Source organism: Bradyrhizobium sp. STM 3566 (genome assembly GCF_045571445.1).
GTDB classification, from domain to species: domain Bacteria; phylum Pseudomonadota; class Alphaproteobacteria; order Rhizobiales; family Xanthobacteraceae; genus Bradyrhizobium; species Bradyrhizobium vignae.
Genome location: NZ_CP120692.1, coordinates 1082419 through 1103325 on the forward strand (window position 1 = coordinate 1082419; position 20907 = coordinate 1103325).

Annotated in this window: 21 protein-coding genes; 10 read left to right on the forward strand and 11 right to left on the reverse strand. The window is 65.4% G+C overall.

The genetic code is table 11. The features are described from left to right. Nucleotides 1-188 precede the first annotated feature (188 nt). On the reverse strand, nt 189-1820 hold the full coding sequence (gene groL, locus P6U27_RS05130; protein WP_122400936.1) for a chaperonin GroEL: 1632 nt from the start codon (nt 1818-1820) through the stop codon (nt 189-191). Nucleotides 1821-2029: 209 nt separating this feature from the next. Next, the gene (gene groES, locus P6U27_RS05135) at nt 2030-2326 is read right to left on the reverse strand and encodes a co-chaperone GroES (RefSeq protein ID WP_025033779.1); all 297 of its coding nucleotides are present in this window, start codon (nt 2324-2326) and stop codon (nt 2030-2032) included. 315 nt (nt 2327-2641) lie between these two features. Between groES and P6U27_RS05140 the strand changes: the two genes are divergently transcribed. Next, complete coding sequence (locus P6U27_RS05140) at nt 2642-3163, forward strand: hypothetical protein (RefSeq protein WP_162500113.1); 522 nt, start codon at nt 2642-2644, stop codon at nt 3161-3163. A gap of 158 nt (nt 3164-3321) precedes the next feature. On the opposite strand, the gene P6U27_RS05145 is transcribed toward P6U27_RS05140, so the two are convergent. After that, nucleotides 3322-4107 (reverse strand): protein phosphatase CheZ, encoded by a 786-nt coding sequence (locus P6U27_RS05145; RefSeq protein ID WP_164936759.1) that lies wholly within the window; start codon nt 4105-4107, stop codon nt 3322-3324. Between the two features lie 315 nt (nt 4108-4422). Here P6U27_RS05145 and P6U27_RS05150 point away from each other — a divergent pair, with 315 nt between their 5' ends. Further along, the gene (locus P6U27_RS05150; protein ID WP_122400939.1) at nt 4423-5232 is read left to right on the forward strand and encodes a L,D-transpeptidase; all 810 of its coding nucleotides are present in this window, start codon (nt 4423-4425) and stop codon (nt 5230-5232) included. A 640-nt stretch (nt 5233-5872) separates the two neighbouring features. Here the strand turns inward: P6U27_RS05150 and P6U27_RS05155 are convergent. The 6 genes from P6U27_RS05155 to P6U27_RS05180 all read right to left on the reverse strand — a co-directional run bounded on the left by P6U27_RS05155 (nt 5873) and on the right by P6U27_RS05180 (nt 11838). Beyond that, nucleotides 5873-6700, reverse strand: coding sequence for a DUF2076 domain-containing protein (locus P6U27_RS05155; protein ID WP_129142603.1), 828 nt, complete (start codon nt 6698-6700; stop codon nt 5873-5875). 127 nt (nt 6701-6827) lie between these two features. Further along, on the reverse strand, nt 6828-7673 hold the full coding sequence (locus P6U27_RS05160; protein WP_209294668.1) for a ChbG/HpnK family deacetylase: 846 nt from the start codon (nt 7671-7673) through the stop codon (nt 6828-6830). Then, the gene (locus tag P6U27_RS05165) at nt 7670-8731 is read right to left on the reverse strand and encodes a glycosyltransferase family 2 protein (protein WP_209294669.1); all 1062 of its coding nucleotides are present in this window, start codon (nt 8729-8731) and stop codon (nt 7670-7672) included. The genes P6U27_RS05160 and P6U27_RS05165 overlap by 4 nt, the downstream gene beginning before the upstream one ends. A gap of 86 nt (nt 8732-8817) precedes the next feature. Beyond that, nucleotides 8818-9795 (reverse strand): ATP phosphoribosyltransferase, encoded by a 978-nt coding sequence (gene hisG / locus P6U27_RS05170; protein WP_122400942.1) that lies wholly within the window; start codon nt 9793-9795, stop codon nt 8818-8820. 3 nt (nt 9796-9798) lie between these two features. Continuing rightward, nucleotides 9799-10950, reverse strand: coding sequence for an ATP phosphoribosyltransferase regulatory subunit (locus P6U27_RS05175; RefSeq protein WP_209294670.1), 1152 nt, complete (start codon nt 10948-10950; stop codon nt 9799-9801). Between the two features lie 132 nt (nt 10951-11082). Next, nucleotides 11083-11838 carry a 16S rRNA (uracil(1498)-N(3))-methyltransferase gene (locus tag P6U27_RS05180; protein ID WP_407193724.1) on the reverse strand — a complete coding sequence of 252 codons (756 nt, stop codon included), beginning with the start codon at nt 11836-11838 and terminating at the stop codon, nt 11083-11085. 211 nt (nt 11839-12049) lie between these two features. On the opposite strand from P6U27_RS05180, the gene P6U27_RS05185 reads away from it, so the two are divergent. After that, complete coding sequence (locus P6U27_RS05185; RefSeq protein ID WP_129142599.1) at nt 12050-12712, forward strand: hypothetical protein; 663 nt, start codon at nt 12050-12052, stop codon at nt 12710-12712. Then, nucleotides 12709-13641, forward strand: coding sequence for a 4-hydroxybenzoate octaprenyltransferase (ubiA, locus tag P6U27_RS05190; protein ID WP_129142598.1), 933 nt, complete (start codon nt 12709-12711; stop codon nt 13639-13641). Before P6U27_RS05185 ends, ubiA begins: the two co-directional genes overlap by 4 nt. Nucleotides 13642-13648: 7 nt before the next feature. Here ubiA and P6U27_RS05195 read toward each other — a convergent pair whose 3' ends face one another. Continuing rightward, entirely contained in the window at nt 13649-14167 is a 519-nt protein-coding gene (locus P6U27_RS05195; protein WP_129142597.1) for a DUF6101 family protein, read from the reverse strand. Between the two features lie 263 nt (nt 14168-14430). Between P6U27_RS05195 and P6U27_RS05200 the strand changes: the two genes are divergently transcribed. The 6 genes from P6U27_RS05200 (at nt 14431) to lpxK (ending at nt 20119) form a co-directional block, all read left to right on the forward strand. Further along, nucleotides 14431-15822 carry a TldD/PmbA family protein gene (locus tag P6U27_RS05200; protein ID WP_407120274.1) on the forward strand — a complete coding sequence of 464 codons (1392 nt, stop codon included), beginning with the start codon at nt 14431-14433 and terminating at the stop codon, nt 15820-15822. Nucleotides 15823-15992: 170 nt separating this feature from the next. Beyond that, on the forward strand, nt 15993-16799 hold the full coding sequence (locus P6U27_RS05205) for a 3'(2'),5'-bisphosphate nucleotidase CysQ (RefSeq protein ID WP_209294677.1): 807 nt from the start codon (nt 15993-15995) through the stop codon (nt 16797-16799). Nucleotides 16800-16860: 61 nt separating this feature from the next. Next, nucleotides 16861-17103 carry a DUF4170 domain-containing protein gene (locus P6U27_RS05210; RefSeq protein WP_122400949.1) on the forward strand — a complete coding sequence of 81 codons (243 nt, stop codon included), beginning with the start codon at nt 16861-16863 and terminating at the stop codon, nt 17101-17103. Next, on the forward strand, nt 17100-17813 hold the full coding sequence (locus P6U27_RS05215) for a lysophospholipid acyltransferase family protein (RefSeq protein ID WP_122400950.1): 714 nt from the start codon (nt 17100-17102) through the stop codon (nt 17811-17813). Before P6U27_RS05210 ends, P6U27_RS05215 begins: the two co-directional genes overlap by 4 nt. Then, on the forward strand, nt 17776-19110 hold the full coding sequence (locus P6U27_RS05220) for a 3-deoxy-D-manno-octulosonic acid transferase (protein WP_122400951.1): 1335 nt from the start codon (nt 17776-17778) through the stop codon (nt 19108-19110). The genes P6U27_RS05215 and P6U27_RS05220 overlap by 38 nt, the downstream gene beginning before the upstream one ends. Then, nucleotides 19103-20119, forward strand: coding sequence for a tetraacyldisaccharide 4'-kinase (gene lpxK, locus P6U27_RS05225; protein ID WP_209294672.1), 1017 nt, complete (start codon nt 19103-19105; stop codon nt 20117-20119). Before P6U27_RS05220 ends, lpxK begins: the two co-directional genes overlap by 8 nt. A 549-nt stretch (nt 20120-20668) precedes the next feature. On the opposite strand, the gene P6U27_RS05230 is transcribed toward lpxK, so the two are convergent. Next, on the reverse strand, nt 20669-20854 hold the full coding sequence (locus tag P6U27_RS05230; protein ID WP_244607859.1) for a hypothetical protein: 186 nt from the start codon (nt 20852-20854) through the stop codon (nt 20669-20671). Nucleotides 20855-20907: the final 53 nt, after the last annotated feature.

Sequence of the window (20907 nt, forward strand, 5' to 3'; positions counted from 1 at the left end):
GGGCAACGGGCATGATCCGGAAAAGTGTGAAGCGGTTTTCCGAGAGGATCATGCCCAAACGATCAGAATCGGCGCGCCACCGTAGTGGGTTTTGGCCGCTGGTTGAATCGGAAAGCGAGGAGGCAGGGTCGGCAAAAAAGAAGGCCGCCTGGAGGCGGCCTTCGCAACACTTTCATTGGGATGGAGGCTTAGAAGCCGCCCATGCCGCCGCCGGGGGGCATGGCGGGCGGAGCTTCCTTCTTCGGCAGCTCGGCGACCATGGCTTCGGTGGTGACCAGCAGGCCGGCCACGGAGGAGGCGTCCTGCAGCGCGGTGCGCACCACCTTGGCCGGATCGATGATGCCCTTCTCGACCATGTCGACATAGTCCTCGTTCTGGGCGTCGAAGCCGAAGGTCTCGGACTTGTTCTCCAGGATCTTGCCGACGACGATCGAGCCTTCCACGCCCGCGTTCTCGGAGATCTGGCGGATCGGGGCCTCCAGTGCCTTCAGCACGATGTTGATGCCGGCCTGGACGTCGTCATTGGCGTTGGTGAGACGGCCGACCGCCTTCTTGGCGCGGAGCAGCGCGACGCCGCCGCCTGGGACGATGCCTTCCTGCACCGCGGCGCGGGTGGCGTTGAGCGCGTCCTCGACGCGGTCCTTCTTCTCCTTGACCTCGATCTCGGTGGCGCCGCCGACGCGGATGACCGCGACGCCGCCGGCGAGCTTGGCGAGGCGCTCCTGGAGCTTCTCGCGGTCGTAGTCCGAGGTGGTCTCCTCGATCTGAGCCTTGATCTGGCCGACGCGGGCCTCGATCTCCGGCTTCTTGCCGGCGCCCTTGACGATCGTGGTGTTCTCCTTGTCGATCACCACCTTGCCCGCGCGTCCCAGCATCTTCACCGTGACGTTCTCGAGCTTGATGCCGAGCTCCTCGGAGATGAGCTGGCCGCCGGTGAGGATCGCGATGTCCTCCAGCATGGCCTTGCGGCGGTCACCGAAACCCGGCGCCTTGACGGCGGCGACCTTGAGGCCGCCACGGAGCCGGTTGACGACCAGGGTGGCCAGCGCCTCGCCCTCGACGTCCTCGGCGATGATGACGAGCGGCTTGCCCGACTGCACCACGGCTTCGAGCACCGGCAGCATGGCCTGCAGGCCCGAGAGCTTCTTCTCGTGCAGGAGGATGTAGGCGTCCTCGAGCTCGGCGGTCATCTTCTCGGCATTGGTGACGAAGTAGGGGCTGAGATAGCCGCGGTCGAACTTCATGCCCTCGACGATGTCGACCTCGGTGTCGAGCGACTTGTTCTCCTCGACGGTGATGACGCCCTCGTTGCCGACCTTCTGCATCGCCTGGGCGATCATCTTGCCGATGGCGGCATCGCCGTTGGCCGAGATGGTGCCGACCTGGGCGACCTCGGAGGAGGCGGCGACCGGTTTGGCGCGCTTTTCGATATCCTTGACGACCGCGGCAACCGCGGTGTCGATGCCGCGCTTGAGGTCCATCGGGTTCATGCCGGCGGCAACCGCCTTGGCGCCTTCGCGCACGATGGCCTGGGCCAGCACGGTCGCGGTGGTGGTGCCGTCGCCGGCGAGGTCGTTGGTCTTGGAGGCGACCTCACGCACCATCTGGGCGCCCATGTTCTCGAACTTGTCCTCGAGCTCGATCTCCTTGGCGACGGTGACGCCGTCCTTGGTGATGCGGGGCGCGCCGAAGCTCTTCTCGATGACGACGTTGCGGCCCTTCGGACCGAGCGTCACCTTGACGGCGTTGGCGAGAACGTCGACGCCGCGCAGCATGCGTTCGCGCGCGTCTCCGGAAAACTTGACGTCTTTGGCAGCCATGGTCTGCAGTCCCTCTTGTTTCGTGATGTGTCTTGTTTCGTGCGTGCGGCGCTGTCTTCGTCATTGCCGGGCTTGACCCGCCTGCGCGGCCGAAGCCGCTTCGGCGTGGCGTAGGCCCGGCAATCCATCATCTTGTGAGGAAGGATGGATGCCCGGGTCGAGCCCGGGCATGACAGCGGAGCATTCAGTGGCCGTTCAGGCGGGTGGCCTTAGGCCAGCACGCCCATGATGTCCGACTCCTTCATGATCAGGAGCTCTTCATTGTCGATCTTGACCTCGGTGCCCGACCACTTGCCGAACAGCACGCGGTCGCCGACCTTGAGGTCGATCGGAATCAGCTTGCCGGTCTCGTCGCGGCCGCCGGGGCCGACGGCGACGACCTCGCCCTGCGACGGCTTTTCCTTGGCGGTGTCGGGAATGATGATGCCGCCCTTGGTCTTTTCCTCGGCGTCGATACGTTTGACCACGACACGGTCATGCAGCGGACGAAATTTGGATTTAGCCATGACGTTTCCCTTTGGAGGCTCGCTTCGGAAGTAGTGGAAGTCGGTGGGGCGGCGCTTCCGTCCACCCTCTCCTCGAGGATCGAACGGCGCGCTTAGCAATCGGGCTTTCCGAGTGCTAATAGTGGGCCCGGAAATATGGCTTGGCTGCGATCCTGTCAAGCAAAGGTGGTTAAGCGGTTGTTGAGGCGGATATAGGATGGTGGCATTGGAAACTCGTTCGGAGCGCCGGCGTATAGAAGGACGTCATTGCTCCGGCAGCGGTTTTGCGCTTGGCTGCGGGAGGGGTGCGGCCATGGTCTTGTTCGGGGGAATGCCATGATCTGTTCGGCTCACACGCGCACGGTTGCCAATCTGGCGGCCGCCTCTTGTCTGGCGCTGTTGCTGGGCGCCTGCGGCGGCGGCATGAGCCTGCCATCCTTCTCGTCGTCCTCGCCGCCGCCCGAAGCCGAGCCCGGCACAGCTCCGGAAATGCCGGCCACCATCCGCGCCGACGAGATCGTCGGTCGCTGGGGTCTCGCCTCGTTCCAGAACCCGGCCGACCGCGCTCGCACCGAGGCTGCGGCGAGAGCCCAGTGCAAGAATCCCTACGTGATCGGCGCCGGTTCATCCGGCGGCGTGATCATGCATCTGGCCGACCAGGCGACGCCGCAGGAACTGCGGCTGAAGGGCTCGCCGAGCGGCAAGAACTACATCGGACCGGCCGGTCCGACCCCCGGCGAGCAGGACCGCGAGATCGTCTCCTTCGACGGCCGCGTCCTGATCACCCGCTTCATCGACAAGGACGCCGCCACGCGCTACGGCAACATGGTCTACGTCCGCTGCGCGCCAAGGGCGTGATAGGGCTCCGGCCCAACCACTCGTCATTGCGAGCGTAGCGAAGCAATCGAGAGTCTTTCCAGGGTGACAGTCTGGATTGCTTCGCTTCGCTCGCAATGACGGCAAACAAAAACGCCGGCCCTGGGCCGGCGTTTTGCTTTGTCCGTATGCGCGTCCGCTCAATCAAACAGCGCGTCGATGTCGTCTTGCGAGGCGTGGCCGACGTCGCCGGCGAGCTTCGGACCATTGAGGAGCTTCTCGTCGTCGCTGCGGTTGTCGACCTGCGCCGGCACATGGGCCTTGATCGCGTCGACGCCACCCCAGATGTCCATCATCGCATTGATGTGCTGCTCGATGAACTTCATCGTGGTCATGACCTTGCTGATGCGCTGGCCGGTCAGGTCCTGGAAGTTGCAGGCCTCGAAGATCGAGATGACGCGCTCCTGGATATCGTCGGCGAGGCGCTTCTGCTGATCGGCCGAGTCCACCTTGGACATTGCGCTGGCGGCCTGGTCGATCGATTCCGCGGCTTCGAGGATTTGCTGGGTCGCCTGCTCGGTGCCGCCGACCACCGCGCCGAGCTCGCCATTGACCTTGGCCATTTCGCCGCCGTCGAAGCTCTTGCCGTGCAGCGTCGCGATCTCGCGCTTGGTACGATCGATGGCGTCGTGGATGAGGTCGAGCTCGACCTTCAGCTTCTCGCACTGCTCGATCTGCGCCCGGTAGGTCTCGAGCATGGTGCGGGCTTCGGCAAGCTCGTGCGCCGTGGAAGCATCGATCGCCGCCATGGCAGCGCTGCCGGACAGCGGGGCCGCGACGACGCCCTTCGCCATCTGGGCGCGGATCGCGCGCAGCTCGGCCATGATCTCGCTATGCATCGGGATTGCCTCTTCGGTGTCGTCCAGAATCGGCATCTCGCCGCTGATGATATCCTCGACGCGAAAACGCTTGCGGTGAACAGCCATCAGGTTACTCCCCCACCTCACTCACGCGTCTTTGTAGGCAGAACCGATTTAACACGAAGTTCACAGGCGGAACTGCCGATCGGCCGCGCGCGACGCTGCGCAAAGAAGCGATTAACCATGGCCGCGCTGCGTTCATCGAAAATAAACGCTGATCGCGAAATTGCGCCGCCGCTCGCGACGTGGTGAATCCAAACGCCCGATACGTTTACCAAACAAAGCGGCTTTTGCTTTTTATTGACCACGTCGAGGAGCGCGGATCAGCCACCGGCTCGCCACGACGCATGTGATCTAGACGAAACAGTACAGAGTACGTCGATGTTCAAGAAAATGTCTGTTGCGCTGCTCGGCGGCGCTTGCACCTTCGTTGCCGGCGCGGACGCCGGCGCCTTCGACAATACCGTGCCGAACGATCCGCCCGCGGTGCTCTACGCGCCGCAGGTGCCGCCGGCGCCGGTGCGCGTCGCGTCGAATTCGAATCTGGGTGGCGGCTTCATCGAGTTTCTGTTCGGCGACGGTCCCGGCCGCGGTCCGGCCTATGCGCCGCAGCAGCCGATGTATCAGCAGCAGCCGGCTTACTACGAGCAGCGCCGCCTGCCGCCGATGGGCGAGCCGCAGATGCAAGGCGCAATTCAGCAAAGCGCGCTCCAGCAGGACGCGGTCGATCCGCGGCAGCGTCCATTCGATCCGAAATTCGAGAAGCAACTCGTCGACTATAGCGGCAAGGAAAGTCCGGGCACGATCGTGGTCGATACGCCGAACAAGTTCCTCTATCTCGTCGAGGGCAACGGCCGCGCGTTGCGCTACGGTATCGGTGTAGGCCGTCCCGGCTTCACCTGGTCCGGCGTGAAGTCGATCACGGCCAAACGCGAATGGCCGGACTGGACGCCGCCGGCCGAGATGCTCGCGCGCCGGCCCGATTTGCCGCGGCACATGGAAGGCGGTCCAGAAAATCCGCTCGGCGCTCGCGCGATGTATCTCGGCTCGACCCTCTACCGCATTCACGGCTCCAACGAGCCCTGGACCATCGGCACCAACGTCTCCTCCGGTTGCATCCGCATGCGCAACGAGGATGTCATCGATCTCTACGGCCGCGTCAACGTCGGCACCAAGGTCGTGGTGATGTGAAGCGTCATGCGCTCGATGGGGCGATCAACTCCGCATGCCGCGCCGGCTCGGGATGCGCGGCATCGAAGGGGGTGCGTGCCGCCGCCGAGCGCCTGCTTGGTTAGTCTATGTCTGCTGACGGTGTCCCCTCGACCCGAGACGGCGACGACAAGTTGATGAAGCCGAACGCGGTGCGCGAGCGAAGCGGCTTAGCCGCCGCACCGACAGCTCCGCCTTCCGGAGGCGTTCGTGCAGTCCCTCCAACTCGTACAATTCGGTGATGAGATGGGTTGTCACGTCGCTCAAGGTTGCAATGCGCTGCTGAAGTGGACTCATGTTCAAGACCCCCGACTATAGCCAAGAGAGGCAGCCACGACGTGTGGCGGAAGCAACGTGTTCTTCCAGTTGAACACCCATGTCCGTATTTGGAAATCCGGGAGTCTACGGCTGCACGCGTCAGAAGCGCGATTTTCAACTTCTATGGTGAAGTCATGCGCGCTGCTGACGTTCTGCTCGGTGCTATCCAGCAACGGTGTGCATTAGTCATATTATTTATATCGAACGGCTTCTCTGCGCGCGCTGGCGCAGAAGGCACTTCAACTCAGCCTCAAAAGAAACCGGCCGCCTGGAGGCGGCCGGTTTGCATCTGCAGCGCAAATGCTCACGCGTAATCGCTGCCGCCGTCATCGCCGCTGTCGAAATCGCTGTCGTCAGCCGTGTTGAAATTGTCGTCGCGATCGTCGTCGTAATTCTGGTCGTTGTTGTCGCGGTCGTTCGCCGCCTGGTCGAAGAAGCCCTGGCGGCTGTCCCGGTTGGAGCCGATGTCGTTCAGGCCCGCATCGCGTGCCAGCGAGCCGCCGGACTGATCGCTACCGCCCCAGGGGCTTCCACCTGCGCCGCCGCCACCGCGCTCCTCGATGATCGTGGTGTCGCCGAAAGCCTGCTGGTGCGGACCGCCCATCATGCCGCGGATGCTCGAGAGCAGGAGGGAGCCGCCGACGACGCCGGCCGCGGCCGCTGCGGCCGTGCCGAGGAACGAGCCGCCACCACCGACCGGCGGAGCGCCATAGCCCTGACCCGGACCCTGGCCATAGGCCTGCCCGTAGGGCGGCGCGCCGTAACCTGGCTGCGTCTGCTGCATCGCCTGTCCGCTGTTCCAGACCGGCCGCGAATCGCGCGGCGGCACGTTCGGAACCGAGCCGCGCGACGGGCTCGATCCGAACAGCGTCTCGCGCATGGTATCCAGGAAGCCGCCAGACTGCGCCTGCTCGGGCCCGTGTCCTGCCTCCAACTCCTGAATGCGGGCATTGGCGCGCTTGAGTGCTTCGTCCTGCACCAACACGGTCTGCACCAGCGCGTAGACCGCGCCGGGCGCCTTGCGCAGACCGTCGGAAATTGCCGCGGTCGCGTCGGGATCGCGCGGTGCATTCTCCAGTTTAGAAAGCCGGTCAAAAAGCTCGTCGACGAGCTGGCGTTCCTGCGGCGTCATGATCTGTCTCCTCTGCGCAGAACCAAGCGCGCAGGAGATGTAGGGTTCCATTATGGCCCCAACAGTGCCGGCCGGATTAAATTTCCGTAGGCGACAAGCTGTCGCCTGGTCCCGCTTTTCGCCCGTTTCATCCCAATGTCACGTTGCTGTCCGCCAGCAGGCGCGCGAAGGCGTCGCTCTTCAGATATGCGTGCTCGCGTTCACGCACGTCGGTCATGGGATCGAGTCCGGCGAGGACCTCATCGACGAAGCCGGGATGGCACATCACGAGGCCGCCATCGGGGAGACCTTCCAGGAATTGCCGCATCAGCGCGCCGAAATCGGCCGCGCGCGTGAAATCATAGGCGCCGGCGAAGGCGGGATTGAAGCTCAGTCCGGCACTGGCGGCACGGGGGCGGAATTGCGCGCTGAGGATATCGAGCACCATCGCTTTCGGTGAGGCGAGCCGCTGCGCCAGCGGCAGATCGCGGCCGCCCTGGCGCACCCAGGCGTTTGGCGCAGCCTCAGCGACTGCATCGACGAAGCCGTCGCGCACCTGCGGATAGAGCTGCACATGCTGGTGGCCGTCGACAAAATCAGGAGCGCGTCCGAACGCTTCCATGAAGGCGGCCAGTTGCGCCTTCACCTCGTTGCGGATGAATTCACGGTCGAGCCGCCGCAAAAGTCCCGCGCGCAGCAGTTTTGGAAACGGCATGAACATGTCGCCGTCGAGCGGGCGGAAGTGCATGGTGAGCGGCCGGAACGGCGCCGACAGCGTCACATGCAATCCGATCGCGCAGCGCGGGCTTTGCTTTGCACAAGCCTGCAGCGCCTCGACTTCGCCGCGCATGATCGCCGGACCTACCATCATCACCGAAGTGGCGTTGAGGCGGCCGCGTTCGATCAGGTCGCGGATGGCGCGGTTGACGCCCGGGCTGATGCCGTAATCGTCGGCGCAGAGCCAGATTCGCCGCGGGCTCGCGGCGGTGCTCATTCGGCTGCCGTCCTGCTCGCGGCGTCCTGGCTTGAATCGTCCTGGGCCTTGCCGGCCTCGAAATGCTTCGCGCTGTGCTCGGCGACGAAGTAGATCGGACGCGCCTTCAGCTCGGACAGGATTTTTCCGATATATTCGCCGACGATGCCGATCATGATGAGCTGCACGCCGCCGATCGTCATCAGGCCCACCACGAGCGAGGGATAGCCGGGGACCTGCTTGCCGGTCGTGAATACCTCCCAGAGGATCGACAGGCCGAACAGGAAGGCACCTCCGGCGAGAATAACGCCGAGCAGGCTGGCGAAGCGCAGCGGCGCCACCGAGAACGAGGTCAGGCCCTCGATCGAGAGGCCGAGCAGGCTTACGGCGTTGAAGGAGGTGATGCCATGGGCGCGCGCCGCAGGCTCGTAGTCGACACGGATCTGGCGGAAGCCGATCCAGCTGGCGAGGCCCTTGAAGAAGCGGTTGCGCTCCGGCAGCTGCCTGAGTGCGGCGACCGCGCGCGGCGACAGCAGACGGAAGTCGCCGGCGTCCTCCGGGATCTTCTGGCGGGCGCCCCAATTGATCAGCGCGTAGAAGCCGTGCACGGCGATCCGGCGCAAGAAGGGCTCGTTGTCGCGATGCGCCTTGGCAGTGTAGACGACGTCATAGCCGTCATCGATCCAGTGCCGCACCAGCTCTTCGACGAGCGCCGGCGGATGCTGGCCGTCGCCATCCATGAACATGACGGCGCCGAGCCGGGCATGGTCGAGGCCCGCCATCAGCGCGGCCTCCTTGCCGAAATTGCGCGACAAGGACACCACCTGGACGTCGATTGCGTCGGCCGGCAGCGACCGGGCGATCGACAGCGTCGCATCCGCGCTGCCGTCATCGACATAGACGACCTCGCAGGCCAGGCGATACCGCTGCCGCAAGGTCTTGGCGAGATCGCAGATGCGCTGATGCAGTGCGGCGAGGCCGGCCGCCTCGTTGTAGACGGGAATGACGATCGACAGCCCCTTCGCTGCGGCGCTAGCTGCGGTGGTCGTCATGCCGGAAACGTCAGAGCCCAGCGTCATCGATCAAGGTTCCAGAGGCGTTTAGGTCTTCTCAACCGCATATGGTAACTGCCGTTTGCTGTCGCTACGCTGAACGGACCCGAGGCTCACCGCCCCAGGAACGCCTCGAGCCTGGCGAATAGCGGGTTCTCCCGGTCGAACACGTAGTCGAGCGAGACCACCGAGACGGTCTCGGCGCCGTGCTCGCGCAGGTAGCTCGCCAGCGCATAGAGCTGCCCGGGCGGGCAGTGCAGCGTCAGCATGCCTGACGAAGTCGGACCGCCGAACGGGGCCTCGACTCCGTATCGGCTGTGAGCCTCGCTGAGCAGGGCGGCGTCGCATTGCCGGAAGCGGGTGCGGACCTCGCGGTACTTGTTGGCCCGGGCCCGCGCTGCGATGTGATCGAGGATGACACGCGCCGTCTCGCGCGCTTGCGGCGACCAGTCGGCCTCTTTGGATGCCACCAGATTGGCCTGGCTGCGCAGGATCACGCCGTCATCGAGCACCCGCAGGCCGTTGGCGGCGAGCGTCGCGCCGGTCGTGGTGATGTCGACGATCAGCTCGGCGCTGCCGGCGGCCGGCGCGCCTTCGGTCGCGCCCGCGCTTTCGACGATGCGATAATCGGTGATGCCCTGACTCTGGAAGAAGGCACGCGTGAGGTTGACGAACTTGGTTGCCACCCGCATCCGCATGTGATGCTGCTCGCGGAAGCCGGTGGTGACGTCGTCGAGGTCGGCCATGGTGCGGACGTCGATCCAGGCCTGCGGCACCGCGACGACGACATCGGCATAGCCGAAGCCGAGCCCTTCGATCAGCGACACGCGCTTGTCGGCATCGGCGATGGTCTCGCGCACCAGGTCTTCGCCGGTGACGCCGAGATGCGCAAAGCCGCGCGACAGCTGCGAGGCGATCTCGCTCGCCGAGAGATAGGCAACCTCGACATTGTCCAGCCCTGCGATGGTGCCGCGATAATCGCGGGCGCCGCCGGCCTTCGACAGCTTGAGCCCGGCGCGGGCGAAGAAGGCTTCAGTGTTTTCCTGCAGGCGGCCCTTGGAGGGAACGGCCAGAACGAACGGCGCGCTCATGTCTTAAGCTCCCACCTTGCGGCCGATCCGGTTCAGCGCATCCACCCAGACCGAGAAACCGACGGCGGGAATCGGCGCGGCCGAGCCGAGCTGGGTCATCAGCCTGTCATAGCGGCCACCGGCAACCAGCGGCTCGGCGCAGTTGCCTCTGTGATGCAGCTCGAATTCGAATCCGGTGTAATAATCGAGCCCGCGTCCGAATGCGGTCGAGAAGCGCGTCTGCTTCACGTCGATGCCGCGCGCGGCCATGAAGCCGACCCGGCTCTCGAGTTGATCGATCGCCGAGGCGAGATCGAGCTTTGCATCAAGCGTGAGCGCGCGCAGCTCGGCGATGGCATCGTCGGGATTGCCTGATATCGACAGGAAGCGCTTGAGCACGGTGATCGCCTCGCGCGGCAGCGCGCCGCCCTTCAGCGTCGATTGCTCGAGGAAGCGGTCGGCGATCTCGGCCGTGGTGCGCCCGCCGACATGGGTGGTGCCGGCGATCGACATCAGATCAGTGACGAAGGCGAGCGCCGCCTTGCGGTCGGAGCCGGCGAGAGCGGCCAGCACGCCCTCATATTCGCTGCGCGTCGCGGTGGCTGCGGCCGCCAATCGCTCCAGATCCTTCTCCAGGCTGATCTTGCGGTTGAAATCCTTCACCAGGCGGCGGCGCCAGACCGGATAGAGGTTGAGGGCGTCCAGCAGAGCATTGAACAGCGCGACGTCGCCGGTGCGGATCTCGACATCGCGGACGCCGAAAGCGGCGGTCGCCTCCAGCGCCAGTGACAGCATCTCGGCATCGGCCGCGGCGCGGTCCTGACGGCCGAATGATTCGATGCCGGCCTGAAGGAACTCGCTGGCCTGACCGCTGCGGTAGCGGAAGACCGGACCGAGATAGCTGAATCCGGCCGGCTGGCCGGCGCGCCCCGAGGCCAGATAGTCGCGTGCCACCGGAATGGTCAGGTCTGGGCGCAGGCAGAGCTCATCGCCGGACAGGTCGGTGGTGAGGTACAGGCTCTTGCGGATGTCCTCGCCGGAGAGGTCCAGGAACGGCTCGGCCGGTTGCAGGATCGCGGGCTCGGCCCTGACATAGCCGGCCTGCGCGAACGACAAGAGCAGCGTATCCGCCCAGGCGGCGGAGCCGGCAGCATTTGAGGTGGCAGTCGCGGTCATCACAGGGGTCCATCGTCCCGGTGGAACCGGGTAGCCAAGGGAGAGACGGGAATTGGCGCAGCCCTTAGCATGGCCCGACAGCGGTTTCGACCTCCAAAGGATCAATCGCTTAACGGTCAGGCAAAGCCGGGATCAGGTGGGCTTGCCCCAATCACCCAGCACCGTCTGGACCAGCGCCAGGGCCGCCACAGCAGCCGTATCGGCCCGCATGATCCGCGGGCCGAGCGCCAGCCGCAGGGTCCTGGGCTGCCGCAGCAGCAGCGTACGCTCCTCCTCGGCGAAGCCGCCTTCGGGGCCGATCAGCACGTCGATACCTTGAGCGGCCTCGCCGCGGGCGTTTTGCAGGCTCCGAGCGGGGTCTTGGACCTCCGCCGCCTCGTCGCAGAAGATCAGCAACCGGCCCGCGACGCGCTGGCTCAAAAAGCGCTCCAGCGGCATCGGCTCGGCAACTGCGGCGATGCTGAGGATGCCGCATTGCTCGGCCGCCTCGACGACATTGGCGCGCATCCGCTCGGTGTTGACCCGCGAGGCCTGGGTGAACCGGGTCAGGACCGGCTGCAGGGCGGAGGCGCCCATTTCGATGGCCTTCTGCACCATGTAATCCAGCCGGGCATGCTTGAGCGGGGCGAACACGTAAGTGAGGTCGGGTAGTCGGTCCTGGGGCCGCGTCTGCTGGAGGATGACGAGGGCATCCGGCCGCTTGCGGCCTTCGATGGCGGCCTGCCACTCGCCATCGCGACCGTTGAAGGCCAGGACCTCGGCCCCGGTGGCCAGCCGCAGCACGTTACCCAGATAATTGCTCTGGTCGCGGTCGAGCGGCACCCTAGCGTCCTGGGCGAGGGGGGCGTCAACGAACAGGCGAGGGGCGCGAAAATCGTGAGAGGGCATCGTTCAAGGGTCCGATTTGCCGCCGTTCTTAACCGAAACCAGTACTTTTGGGGGTAAATATCGCCGAATTGGTGCGTCTCCGCGCCGCGCTCTTGCCCTATTCGATGGGTTGTTAAGGGCCGGCGGGAATCGTAAAAACGCGAACACGCTGGTTGCGCTTCGATTGGGAAGACGCCGAACCCCGTAAGCTCCTGCCGGAGAGACTGCCTTGATGATCCGTCATCTGATGGTTCCGATCACTGCCGCCATGGTCGCCATGGGTGCCGCGGGCGCCTATGCGCAAAGCGCCTTCCCGGCGCCGCTGCCGAACCAGGCCGCGAGCAGCTCGGCGTTTCCGCCCGTGAACGGCTCGGCGCCCGTCGCTTCCGTCGGCACGGCGCCGCAATCGTCCTTTCCCGTGAACGGCGCCGCGCCGATCGGCGGCGGTGGCGCTTTCAGCGCCGCTCCGCCGACGCAAGCCGGTCCCGGCGAGGACTGCATGAAGGCCTTCATTCCGCTGCGCGAAGAGGCCGAGAAGCGCGGCAAGCTGATCAAGGCGGCGAGCGACCGTCATGCACCGCCGGACGAAGCCTGTAAGCTGATCCGCAATTTCAGCCAGGCTGAGACCAAGATGATCAAGTACATCGAGACCCACGCCGCCAAATGCGGAATCCCGCCGCAGGTCGGCGCGCAAATGAAGGACGGCCACAAGAACACCGAGGCGATGGCGACGAAGGTCTGCAACGTTGCGCAGCAGATGCAGAACCAGCCGCGCGGTCCGGCAGGTCCCTCGCTGAGCGAGGTGCTGGGTTCGGGCTCGGCGCCTGAGGCCAATGCCGGCAAGAAGGGTGGCAGCACCTTCGATACGCTCAACGGCAACGTCCTGACCCGATGAGCGACTCATCCGCCCGCGTTGCCGATTCCACGGGCAACTGGGTCGATACGCTCGCGCCGCTCTGGGCGCGACCCTATTTGCGCCTGTCCCGCTTCGACCGTCCGATCGGCTCCTGGCTTCTCTTGATGCCATGTTGGTGGTCGGCGGCGCTCGCCGCCGGCATGGCGCACGATATCCGCGGTCTGCCGCTCACCATCGTCCTGTTTTTCATCGGCGCTTTCGTCATGCGCGGTGCGGGCTGCACCTGGAACGACATCACCGACCGCGATCTCGACGACAAGGTCGAGCGCACGCGCTCGCGGCCGCTGCCGTCGGGGCAGGTGACCACGAAGCAGGCGCTGGTCTTCATGGTTGCACAGGCGCTGATCGGTCTCGTGGTGCTCCTGCAATTCAACCGCTTCGCGATTGCGACCGGCATCGCCTCGCTCGTGATCGTCGCGATCTATCCCTTCATGAAGCGCATCACCTGGTGGCCGCAGACCGTGCTCGGGCTTGCCTTCTCCTGGGGCGCCTTGATGGGATTTGCCGTCACCTTCGGACGCATCGACGTCACCGCGCTCGTGCTCTATGCCGGCGCGATTACGTGGGTGATCGGCTATGACACGATCTACGCGCATCAGGACGCCGAGGACGACGCTCTGATCGGCATCAAGTCGACCGCGCGCCTGTTCGGCACGCATACGCGCCAGGCGCTGGTCCTTTTCTACGGGCTCGCGGTGATGCTGATCGGCATTGCACTGGCGTCCGGCGATGCGCGCTGGCCGGCCTGGCTCGGGCTGATCGCCTTCACCGCGCATCTGGCGTCACAGATCGTGCGCCTCAGGATTGACGATCCTGAACTCTGCCTGCGCCTGTTCAAGTCGAACCGCGATGCCGGCTTGCTGCTGTTTGCGGGATTGCTCGCGGACGCGGCGGTGAAGGCAGCGTAGTCGCCGCTTAGTTCCGCGCAATAATCTCGCGCTCGTCCCGATGAACGGGCAGCTCGCGCGCCATGCCGGTGCGGCGCCGCATCAAGAACTTCGGGCGGCGGGTGCGAATCGCGTTGGCGCGGCGGCGGCGCGGCGCGGGCTTGCGGGCACCCTCGTCGAGCTGCGGCAGCGCGAAGATCTCGCTCCAGATTGTCCAGGCTTGCGCGATCTCGTCGGCATCGGCGCCGACCAGCAGCGGAATGGATAGCGAGGGATCGCGATGCACGAGGACGAGCGTCTGCGCTTCGTCCTTGCCGCGCAACGCGACGCCGGTGAAGTCGGCAACGCGGACGTTGATCGCCATCTGCATGCCGCGGACGGCACGGCGCAGCACGACGCGCTCGCGATGAAGCTCGATCTGCCTGACATGTCCGTCGGCGCGCGGATCATGCGCATCGAAGCGGACCGGAAGGGAAAGAGGGTCGAGCCGCAAGGAGCGGCTCGACCCGGCGGGGTTGGCCCCGCATGTTGCTGTTTGACGCCTCACGGCTTCGTTCTCCCCGCCGGGATTATGTTCCCGGTCGATGCGAAGACCTTAGCGCGCGCCTGTCCGAAACCGCTTAAAAAGGCTGGTTAACCCACCGTCACTTGCTCCTCATGATTGACAAGACCTTGGCGCGCATGATTGACGAGACGTTGCGCGAGAGCTGCGAATTTGAGCTTTTGCGGGCTGAAAATGCTTGAAGTCCGCGCTATCAGGGCACATCTGTGGGTTCCGGTCCCGAACCCCGCCCCAATAGGATTTCGTTCGTGAACTCTTCACCAAGCTCGACGCTTTCGACTTCAGCCAATCGCGATTTGTTCGATCAGTCCGCGCTCTCCGATCTCGCGCAGCGGCTGGTCGAGGCGGCCAGGCGCGCCGGCGCGGATGCGGCCGACGCGGTCGCGGTGCGCGGCGTCTCGCAGGGTGTCGAGGTGCGCGACGGTCGTGTCGAGGAATCCGAGCGGTCCGAGGGCGACGATGTCGGCCTGCGCGTGCTGGTCGGCCAGCGCCAGGCGGTGGTTTCGACCAACGATGTCAGCGGCGATGCCGTCACCAAGCTCGCCGAACGCGCGGTGGCGATGGCGCGTGTCGCGCCCGACGACAAATATGTCGGCCTGGCCGATCCTGCGTTGCTCGCGCGCGACTTCCCCGATCTCGACCTGCTCGATCCCCATGTGCCCACGACGGCCGAGCTCGAGCGCCGCGCGCTCGCGGCCGAAGCTGCCGCGCTCGGCGTGAAGGGCGTGACCAAGTCCGGCGGCGCTTCGGCGTCTGCCGGCATCGGCGGCATGGTGCTCGTCACCTCGACCGGTTTCCACGGCTCCTACCTCCGTTCCAGCCAGGGCATCTCCGCGACCGCCATATCGGGCGAAGGCACCAGCATGGAGCGCGACTACGACTTCACCTCGGCGCCACATGGCGCCGATCTGTTGTCGCCGGAAACCGTCGGCCGTTCCGCCGGCGAGCGCACCGTGGCGCGCTACAATCCGCGCAAGGTCGAGACCTGCAAGGTGCCGGTGGTGTTCGATCCGCGCGTCGCCGGCTCCCTGGTCGGCCATCTCGTCGGCGCCATCAACGGCGCCTCGATCGCGCGCAAGACCAGCTTCCTCAAGGACAAGCTCGGCCAGCAGCTCTTCGCCAAGAACATCCGTATCGTCGACGATCCGCTGCGCAAGCGCGGCCTGCGCTCGCAGACGTTCGACGCCGAAGGCGTCGCGGTGCAAAGACTCGCGCTGGTCGACGAAGGCGTGCTGACGACCTGGCTGCTCGACTGCGCCACCGCACGCGAGCTCGGCCTCACCACGACCGGCCACGCCCATCGCGGCGTTTCCTCTTCGCCCTCGCCGGGGCCGTACAACCTGCATCTCGAGCCCGGCACGCCAACGCCCGCCGAGCTGATCGCCGACGTCAAGCAGGGCTTTTACGTCACCGATCTGATCGGCTCCGGTGTCAACGGCGTCACCGGTGATTACAGCCGGGGCGCCTCCGGCTTCTGGATCGAGAACGGCGAGATCACCTATCCCGTCAGTGAAGTGACGATCGCCGGGCATCTGTTCGAGATCTTCAAGTCGATGCAGCCCGCGAACAATCTCGAGTTCCGCTACGGCATCAATGCGCCGACGGTGCGCATCGAGGGTTTGACGCTTGGCGGACGCTGACCGAGCAGACGCTGCTTGGCTCACCTCTCCCATGGGGAGAGGTCGCGCCGAAGGCGCGGGTGAGGGGACCGCGCTCTCGCGGGACCTGCGCCCTCTCACGCGATTTGCTGCGCAAATCGACCTCTGCCCGATGGGGAGAGGTGGTCTTCGCATGCGGCTCGGTTGACCCGATGACGCCTGTTCTCGACAAGACCATCCTGACCCGCGATGCGGCGCTGCTGAAGGACACGGTGCGGGACGCGGGCGCGCTCGCGCAGTCGATGTTCCGCACCGAGCTGAGGAAGTGGATCAAGGGCGCGTCCTCGCCGGTGTCGGAAGCCGATATCGCGGTCAATGATCTGCTCGAAACGCGCCTGCGCGCTGCCACTCCCGACTATGGCTGGCTGTCCGAGGAGAGCGCTGACGACGCGGCGCGGCTGTCGCGGCGGCTGACTTGGATCGTCGATCCCATCGACGGCACCCGCAATTATCTCGGCGGGCACGACGAATGGTGCGTCAGCGTCGCGCTGGTGGAGGACGCCGCGCCGGTGCTGGCCGCGGTGTTCGCGCCGGCGACCGACGAGTTCTTCTTCGCGGTGCGCGGCCAGGGCACGACGCTGAACGACAAGCCGGTGCGGGCGACGGGCGGATCCGAGCTCGACTTCGCCCGCGTCGCCGGCCCGAAGCCCCTGGTCGAGCGGCTGAAGCCGTCACTCGGCGAGATCAAGCTGCACCGGCGAATCGGCTCGCTCGCGCTGCGGCTGTGCCGGGTCGCCCACGGCGCGCTGGATGCGGCTTTTGCGGGGGGCAACAGCCATGATTGGGATCTTGCCGCGGCCGATTTGATCGTGCAGGAAGCGGATGGTAGGATGAGCGACCTCTCCGGAGAACCCATCCTCTATAACCGCCGGGAAGTGGCGCACGGGGTGCTGGTGGCAGCGGGACGCGATCGTCATGCGGGCATTGTCGCGCATTTTCGCAACCGTCCCTTAGCCTAAAGCGCTTTCGTCGTGCTTCTCGAACACTGCTTTGCCGGGCAGCCCGTTAGGAACAGAACTCATGCCAGATAGTGCCCCGCAACAACTGCTTCACCTCGTCATCGGCGGCGAGCTCGTCGATCTCGACCACAACACCTTCAAGAATCTGGACGAGGTCGACATCGTCGGCCTCTATCCGAACTATGCCACCGCCCACGCTGCCTGGCGGGCCAAGGCGCAGAGCACGGTCGACAATGCGCAGATGCGCTATTTCATCGTGCACCTGCATCGGCTGCTCGATCCGAATCAAGAACCGGCACGTTGAAGAAACTGCTTCGCAATACGCTGCGAAGCAGCTTCGTTCAGCGTGCCGTCGGGGTCCTGGCGGCCGAATATCTGCGCTTTGTCTGGCGGACCAACAGGTTCACGTTCGATCCGCCGGATGTCTATGAACGCGTCGAACCGCAGATCCCGGCGATCTTCGCCTTCTGGCACGGCCAGCACTTCCTCACCCCGTTCATCAAGAACAAGGACCGGTACAAGGCCAGGGTCCTGATCTCCCGGCATCGCGACGGCGAGTTCAACGCCATCGCCGCCGAGCGGCTAGGCATCGGCACGATCAGGGGTTCCGGCGATCATGGCGGGGCTTTCCACCGCAAGGGCGGGGTCGGCGCTTTCAAGGAAATGGTGCGGACGCTCCAGGACGGTTGTAATGTCGCGCTGACCGCCGATGTCCCCAAGCGTTCGCGCGTGGCCGGGCTCGGCATCATCATGCTGGCACGGGAATCGGGACGGCCGATCATGCCTTTCGCGATGGCGACCAGCCGCTTCGTCCGGCTCAAGAACTGGGACCGCACCACCATCAATCTGCCATTCGGGCGGGGCGCATTGGTCGGCATCAAGGAAATCCACGTTCCCGCAGATGCCGACGCCGCCACGATGGAAGCGCTGCGGCAGGAGCTGGAAGACACGTTGAACGAGGCGACCCGCCGCGCCTATGCGCAGCTCGGCCGCCCGGGACCTGAAGATGCCTAGTTCGCTGCCGATGACGCTGCGGATGTATCGGCGCCTGGCTAGCGGCCTGGTGCCGCTCGCGCCTGCGCTGATCAAGCGGCGGCTGAAGCAGGGCAAGGAGGATCCCGCGCGGGTCGGCGAGCGGCGTGGCCTGTCCCGCGACGTGCGGCCGCATGGCCCGCTGGTCTGGATTCACGGCGCCAGCGTCGGCGAGGTGCTGGCCGCGGCGGCGCTGATCGAGCGCCTGCGCGATCTCAACCTGCGTATCCTGCTCACCTCGGGCACGGTCACCTCGGCGGCGGTGGTGGCAAAGCGCTTTCCGCCCGATGTCATCCATCAATACGTGCCGTATGACTCGCCGCGCTATGTCGCGCGCTTCCTCGATCACTGGAAGCCGTCGCTGGCGCTGTTCATCGAATCCGATCTGTGGCCGAACCTGATCCTCGCCGGCGCGGCGCGCCGGGTGCCGATGGTGCTGATCAACGGGCGGATGTCGCCGCGTTCTTTCCCGCGCTGGCGGCGCATGCACGGAACCATCTCGGCGCTGCTGTCGCGGTTCGACATTTGTCTTGCGCAGTCGAAGATCGATGCGGAGCGCTTCTCCGCGCTCGGCGGCCGCGACGTCGTCACCACGGGCAATCTCAAGCTCGACGTGCCGGCGCCGCCGGCCGATCAGGCCAAGCTCGAACGGCTGATGGCGATGACGCGCGGCAGGCCGATCATCGTCGCGGCCTCGACCCATCCGGGCGAGGACGAGATGCTGGTGGCGGCGCATCGCAGTCTCGTCGGTTTCTTCCCGCAGCTTCTCACCGTGATCGTGCCGCGGCATCCGGATCGCGGCTCCTCGATCGCAGGCCTGATCACGGCCTCGGGCCTGAAACCGGCATTGCGCTCGCGCGAGGAGCTGCCGACGGCGACGACCGACGTCTATGTCGCCGACACCATGGGCGAGCTCGGGCTGTTCTATCGGCTCTCGGGAATCGTGTTCATGGGCGGATCGCTGATCCACCATGGCGGCCAGAATCCGATCGAAGCGATCAAGCTTGGCGGCGCGATCGTCCATGGTCCGCACGTGTTCAACTTCGCCGATGTCTATGAGGCGCTCGATGCGAGCGGCGGGGCACGGCAGGCCGACACGCAGGAGGCGTTGGTCAAGCAGCTCGGACAGCTTCTGGCCGAGCCGACGGTGCGCGACAAGATGCAACGCGCAGCCTCGGGCGTGGTCGAGCAGCTTGGCGGTGCGCTCGATCGCACCATGGCCGCGCTCGAGCCGTATCTGTTGCAGTTGCGGATCGAGATGGGAGCCGCCAATGCGTGAGCCGGCCTTCTGGTACCGGCCGCGTTCCCCGCTTTCGCATGTCCTTTCTCCCCTGGGTGTGCTCTACGGCGCCATCACCGCACGGCGCATGCAGCGCACGGGCGTGGATGCCGGCATCCCCGTGATCTGCGTCGGCAACTACCATGTCGGCGGCGCCGGCAAGACGCCGACCGTGCTGGCGTTGACCAAGCTCTTGCGCGAGCTCGGCGAGACGCCGGTCGTGATCAGCCGCGGCTATGGCGGACGCCTGAAGGGCCCGGTCACGGTCGACCGCGCACGTCACACCGCAACCGACGTCGGCGACGAGCCCCTGATGATGGCGAGCGACGTCCCGGTCGCAGTCGCGCGCGACCGTCTCGACGGCGTCGCGCTCGCGAAGTCGCAGGGCGCCACCGTGATCCTGATGGATGATGGTTTCCAGAATCCTGGTCTGTTCAAGGACGCCTCCCTGATCGTGATCGACAGCGAGCGCGGCCTCGGCAACGGCAGGGTGTTTCCCGCAGGCCCCCTGCGCGCGCCGCTGCAGGCGCAGCTCGCGCGCACCGACGCGCTGGTGCTGATCGGCGATGGCCGTGCTGCCAACGATGTCGCGGCCGAGCTTGCCAAGCGCGACAAGCCCGAGCTGCGCGCGCGGCTGAAGCCGGTTACGGCATCGCTCACGCAGCTGCTCGGAAAGCGGGTCTTCGCCTTCGCCGGCATCGGTGATCCCGACCGCTTCTTCCGCACTCTGCGTGCGAGCGGCATCGAGGTCGCGCACGCGCGCGCTTTCGCCGACCACCACGTGTTTTCGCAAGACGAGATCGCGGCGCTCGTAGCGGAAGCGCGGCGCGAGCAGCTCACGCTGGTGACGACGGAGAAGGACCTTGCACGCCTGCGCGGCCGCGAAGGCGTGCCTGATGGCATCGTGCCGTTTGCCGTTCAGCTCGAATTCGATGAACCGGCAAAGCTGCGGGAATTGATCAGCTATCATCTGTACAAGGCGCGCGAGCGGCGGTTCAGCGCGCGTTGAGGTCTGTGCCTTAGCCGAAATGCGAAACGTCGCGGCTGGCGAATCCTCTTCCGCACGCTCGGAAGTTGATGTAGCCTCGCATGAGAGCCGTCACCGGGACGTGCCGAACTCCCGGCAATCGTCGGCGGCGTTAAATGCCCACGGCGGGCAACGTATCTTTCATCACATCAGGTGCAGCGGCCGTAACGAACCCGTTCGGAACGGCATCGAGAGTCATTGCCAAAGTTCAGAGGAGAACATGCCAGAACGCGGCGAAGCTGCGTTCTTCGTATACCCCGCCGGGAGGCTGAGATCCGGATCCGAAGCGCAGCCGCCGCAGTCGGGCGACGTGGCGGCTGTGCTCATGTGAAAGTCAGAGCCACGTCTGCAGTGCGGCGAGGCGGCATGGTCACCACGCCCCGACTGCCATCATTCCGATAATGGTGAGGCACGAGACGCAGGCCACGATGACGGTATAGGACTCGGGTGTATTCATTATTGCTGCCTCCCAAACTGTTGCCAATCGCTTGGTCATTGCTGCGCGGGAGTGATCGCCGGTCTTGGGCCGCTTCAATTCGGCATGCTGTGACCAGCCTCGCGGTGTGCATCCGTTCTCTCATCGTCATCCCGCTTTGCAGGATGATGATCCGCTTCGAGAGTCTCAGAGCGTTCAGCTGCGATCAGAAGCTGATTGCGCATTTCAGCGAGACGGGCCCGGCAATATTCACGATAGAGCAGGTCGAAAATGGCGGGCATGATCACCCCCATCGATTGATTTTCGAATTACAGAAATTCCACCGCAAATTTTC

Bases quoted from the DNA above. Each gene is read 5' to 3' on its own strand.
- groL (WP_122400936.1), bottom strand. From the start codon at position 1,820: ATGGCTGCCAAAGACGTCAAGTTTTCCGGAGACGCGCGCGAACGCATG.
- groES (WP_025033779.1), bottom strand. From the start codon at position 2,326: ATGGCTAAATCCAAATTTCGTCCGCTGCATGACCGTGTCGTGGTCAAA.
- P6U27_RS05140 (WP_162500113.1), top strand. From the start codon at position 2,642: ATGATCTGTTCGGCTCACACGCGCACGGTTGCCAATCTGGCGGCCGCC.
- P6U27_RS05145 (WP_164936759.1), bottom strand. From the start codon at position 4,107: ATGGCTGTTCACCGCAAGCGTTTTCGCGTCGAGGATATCATCAGCGGC.
- P6U27_RS05150 (WP_122400939.1), top strand. From the start codon at position 4,423: ATGTTCAAGAAAATGTCTGTTGCGCTGCTCGGCGGCGCTTGCACCTTC.
- P6U27_RS05155 (WP_129142603.1), bottom strand. From the start codon at position 6,700: ATGACGCCGCAGGAACGCCAGCTCGTCGACGAGCTTTTTGACCGGCTT.
- P6U27_RS05160 (WP_209294668.1), bottom strand. From the start codon at position 7,673: ATGAGCACCGCCGCGAGCCCGCGGCGAATCTGGCTCTGCGCCGACGAT.
- P6U27_RS05165 (WP_209294669.1), bottom strand. From the start codon at position 8,731: ATGACGCTGGGCTCTGACGTTTCCGGCATGACGACCACCGCAGCTAGC.
- hisG (WP_122400942.1), bottom strand. From the start codon at position 9,795: ATGAGCGCGCCGTTCGTTCTGGCCGTTCCCTCCAAGGGCCGCCTGCAG.
- P6U27_RS05175 (WP_209294670.1), bottom strand. From the start codon at position 10,950: ATGACCGCGACTGCCACCTCAAATGCTGCCGGCTCCGCCGCCTGGGCG.
- P6U27_RS05180 (WP_407193724.1), bottom strand. From the start codon at position 11,838: ATGCCCTCTCACGATTTTCGCGCCCCTCGCCTGTTCGTTGACGCCCCC.
- P6U27_RS05185 (WP_129142599.1), top strand. From the start codon at position 12,050: ATGATCCGTCATCTGATGGTTCCGATCACTGCCGCCATGGTCGCCATG.
- ubiA (WP_129142598.1), top strand. From the start codon at position 12,709: ATGAGCGACTCATCCGCCCGCGTTGCCGATTCCACGGGCAACTGGGTC.
- P6U27_RS05205 (WP_209294677.1), top strand. From the start codon at position 15,993: ATGACGCCTGTTCTCGACAAGACCATCCTGACCCGCGATGCGGCGCTG.
- P6U27_RS05210 (WP_122400949.1), top strand. From the start codon at position 16,861: ATGCCAGATAGTGCCCCGCAACAACTGCTTCACCTCGTCATCGGCGGC.
- P6U27_RS05220 (WP_122400951.1), top strand. From the start codon at position 17,776: ATGCGCAGCTCGGCCGCCCGGGACCTGAAGATGCCTAGTTCGCTGCCG.
- lpxK (WP_209294672.1), top strand. From the start codon at position 19,103: ATGCGTGAGCCGGCCTTCTGGTACCGGCCGCGTTCCCCGCTTTCGCAT.
- P6U27_RS05230 (WP_244607859.1), bottom strand. From the start codon at position 20,854: ATGCCCGCCATTTTCGACCTGCTCTATCGTGAATATTGCCGGGCCCGT.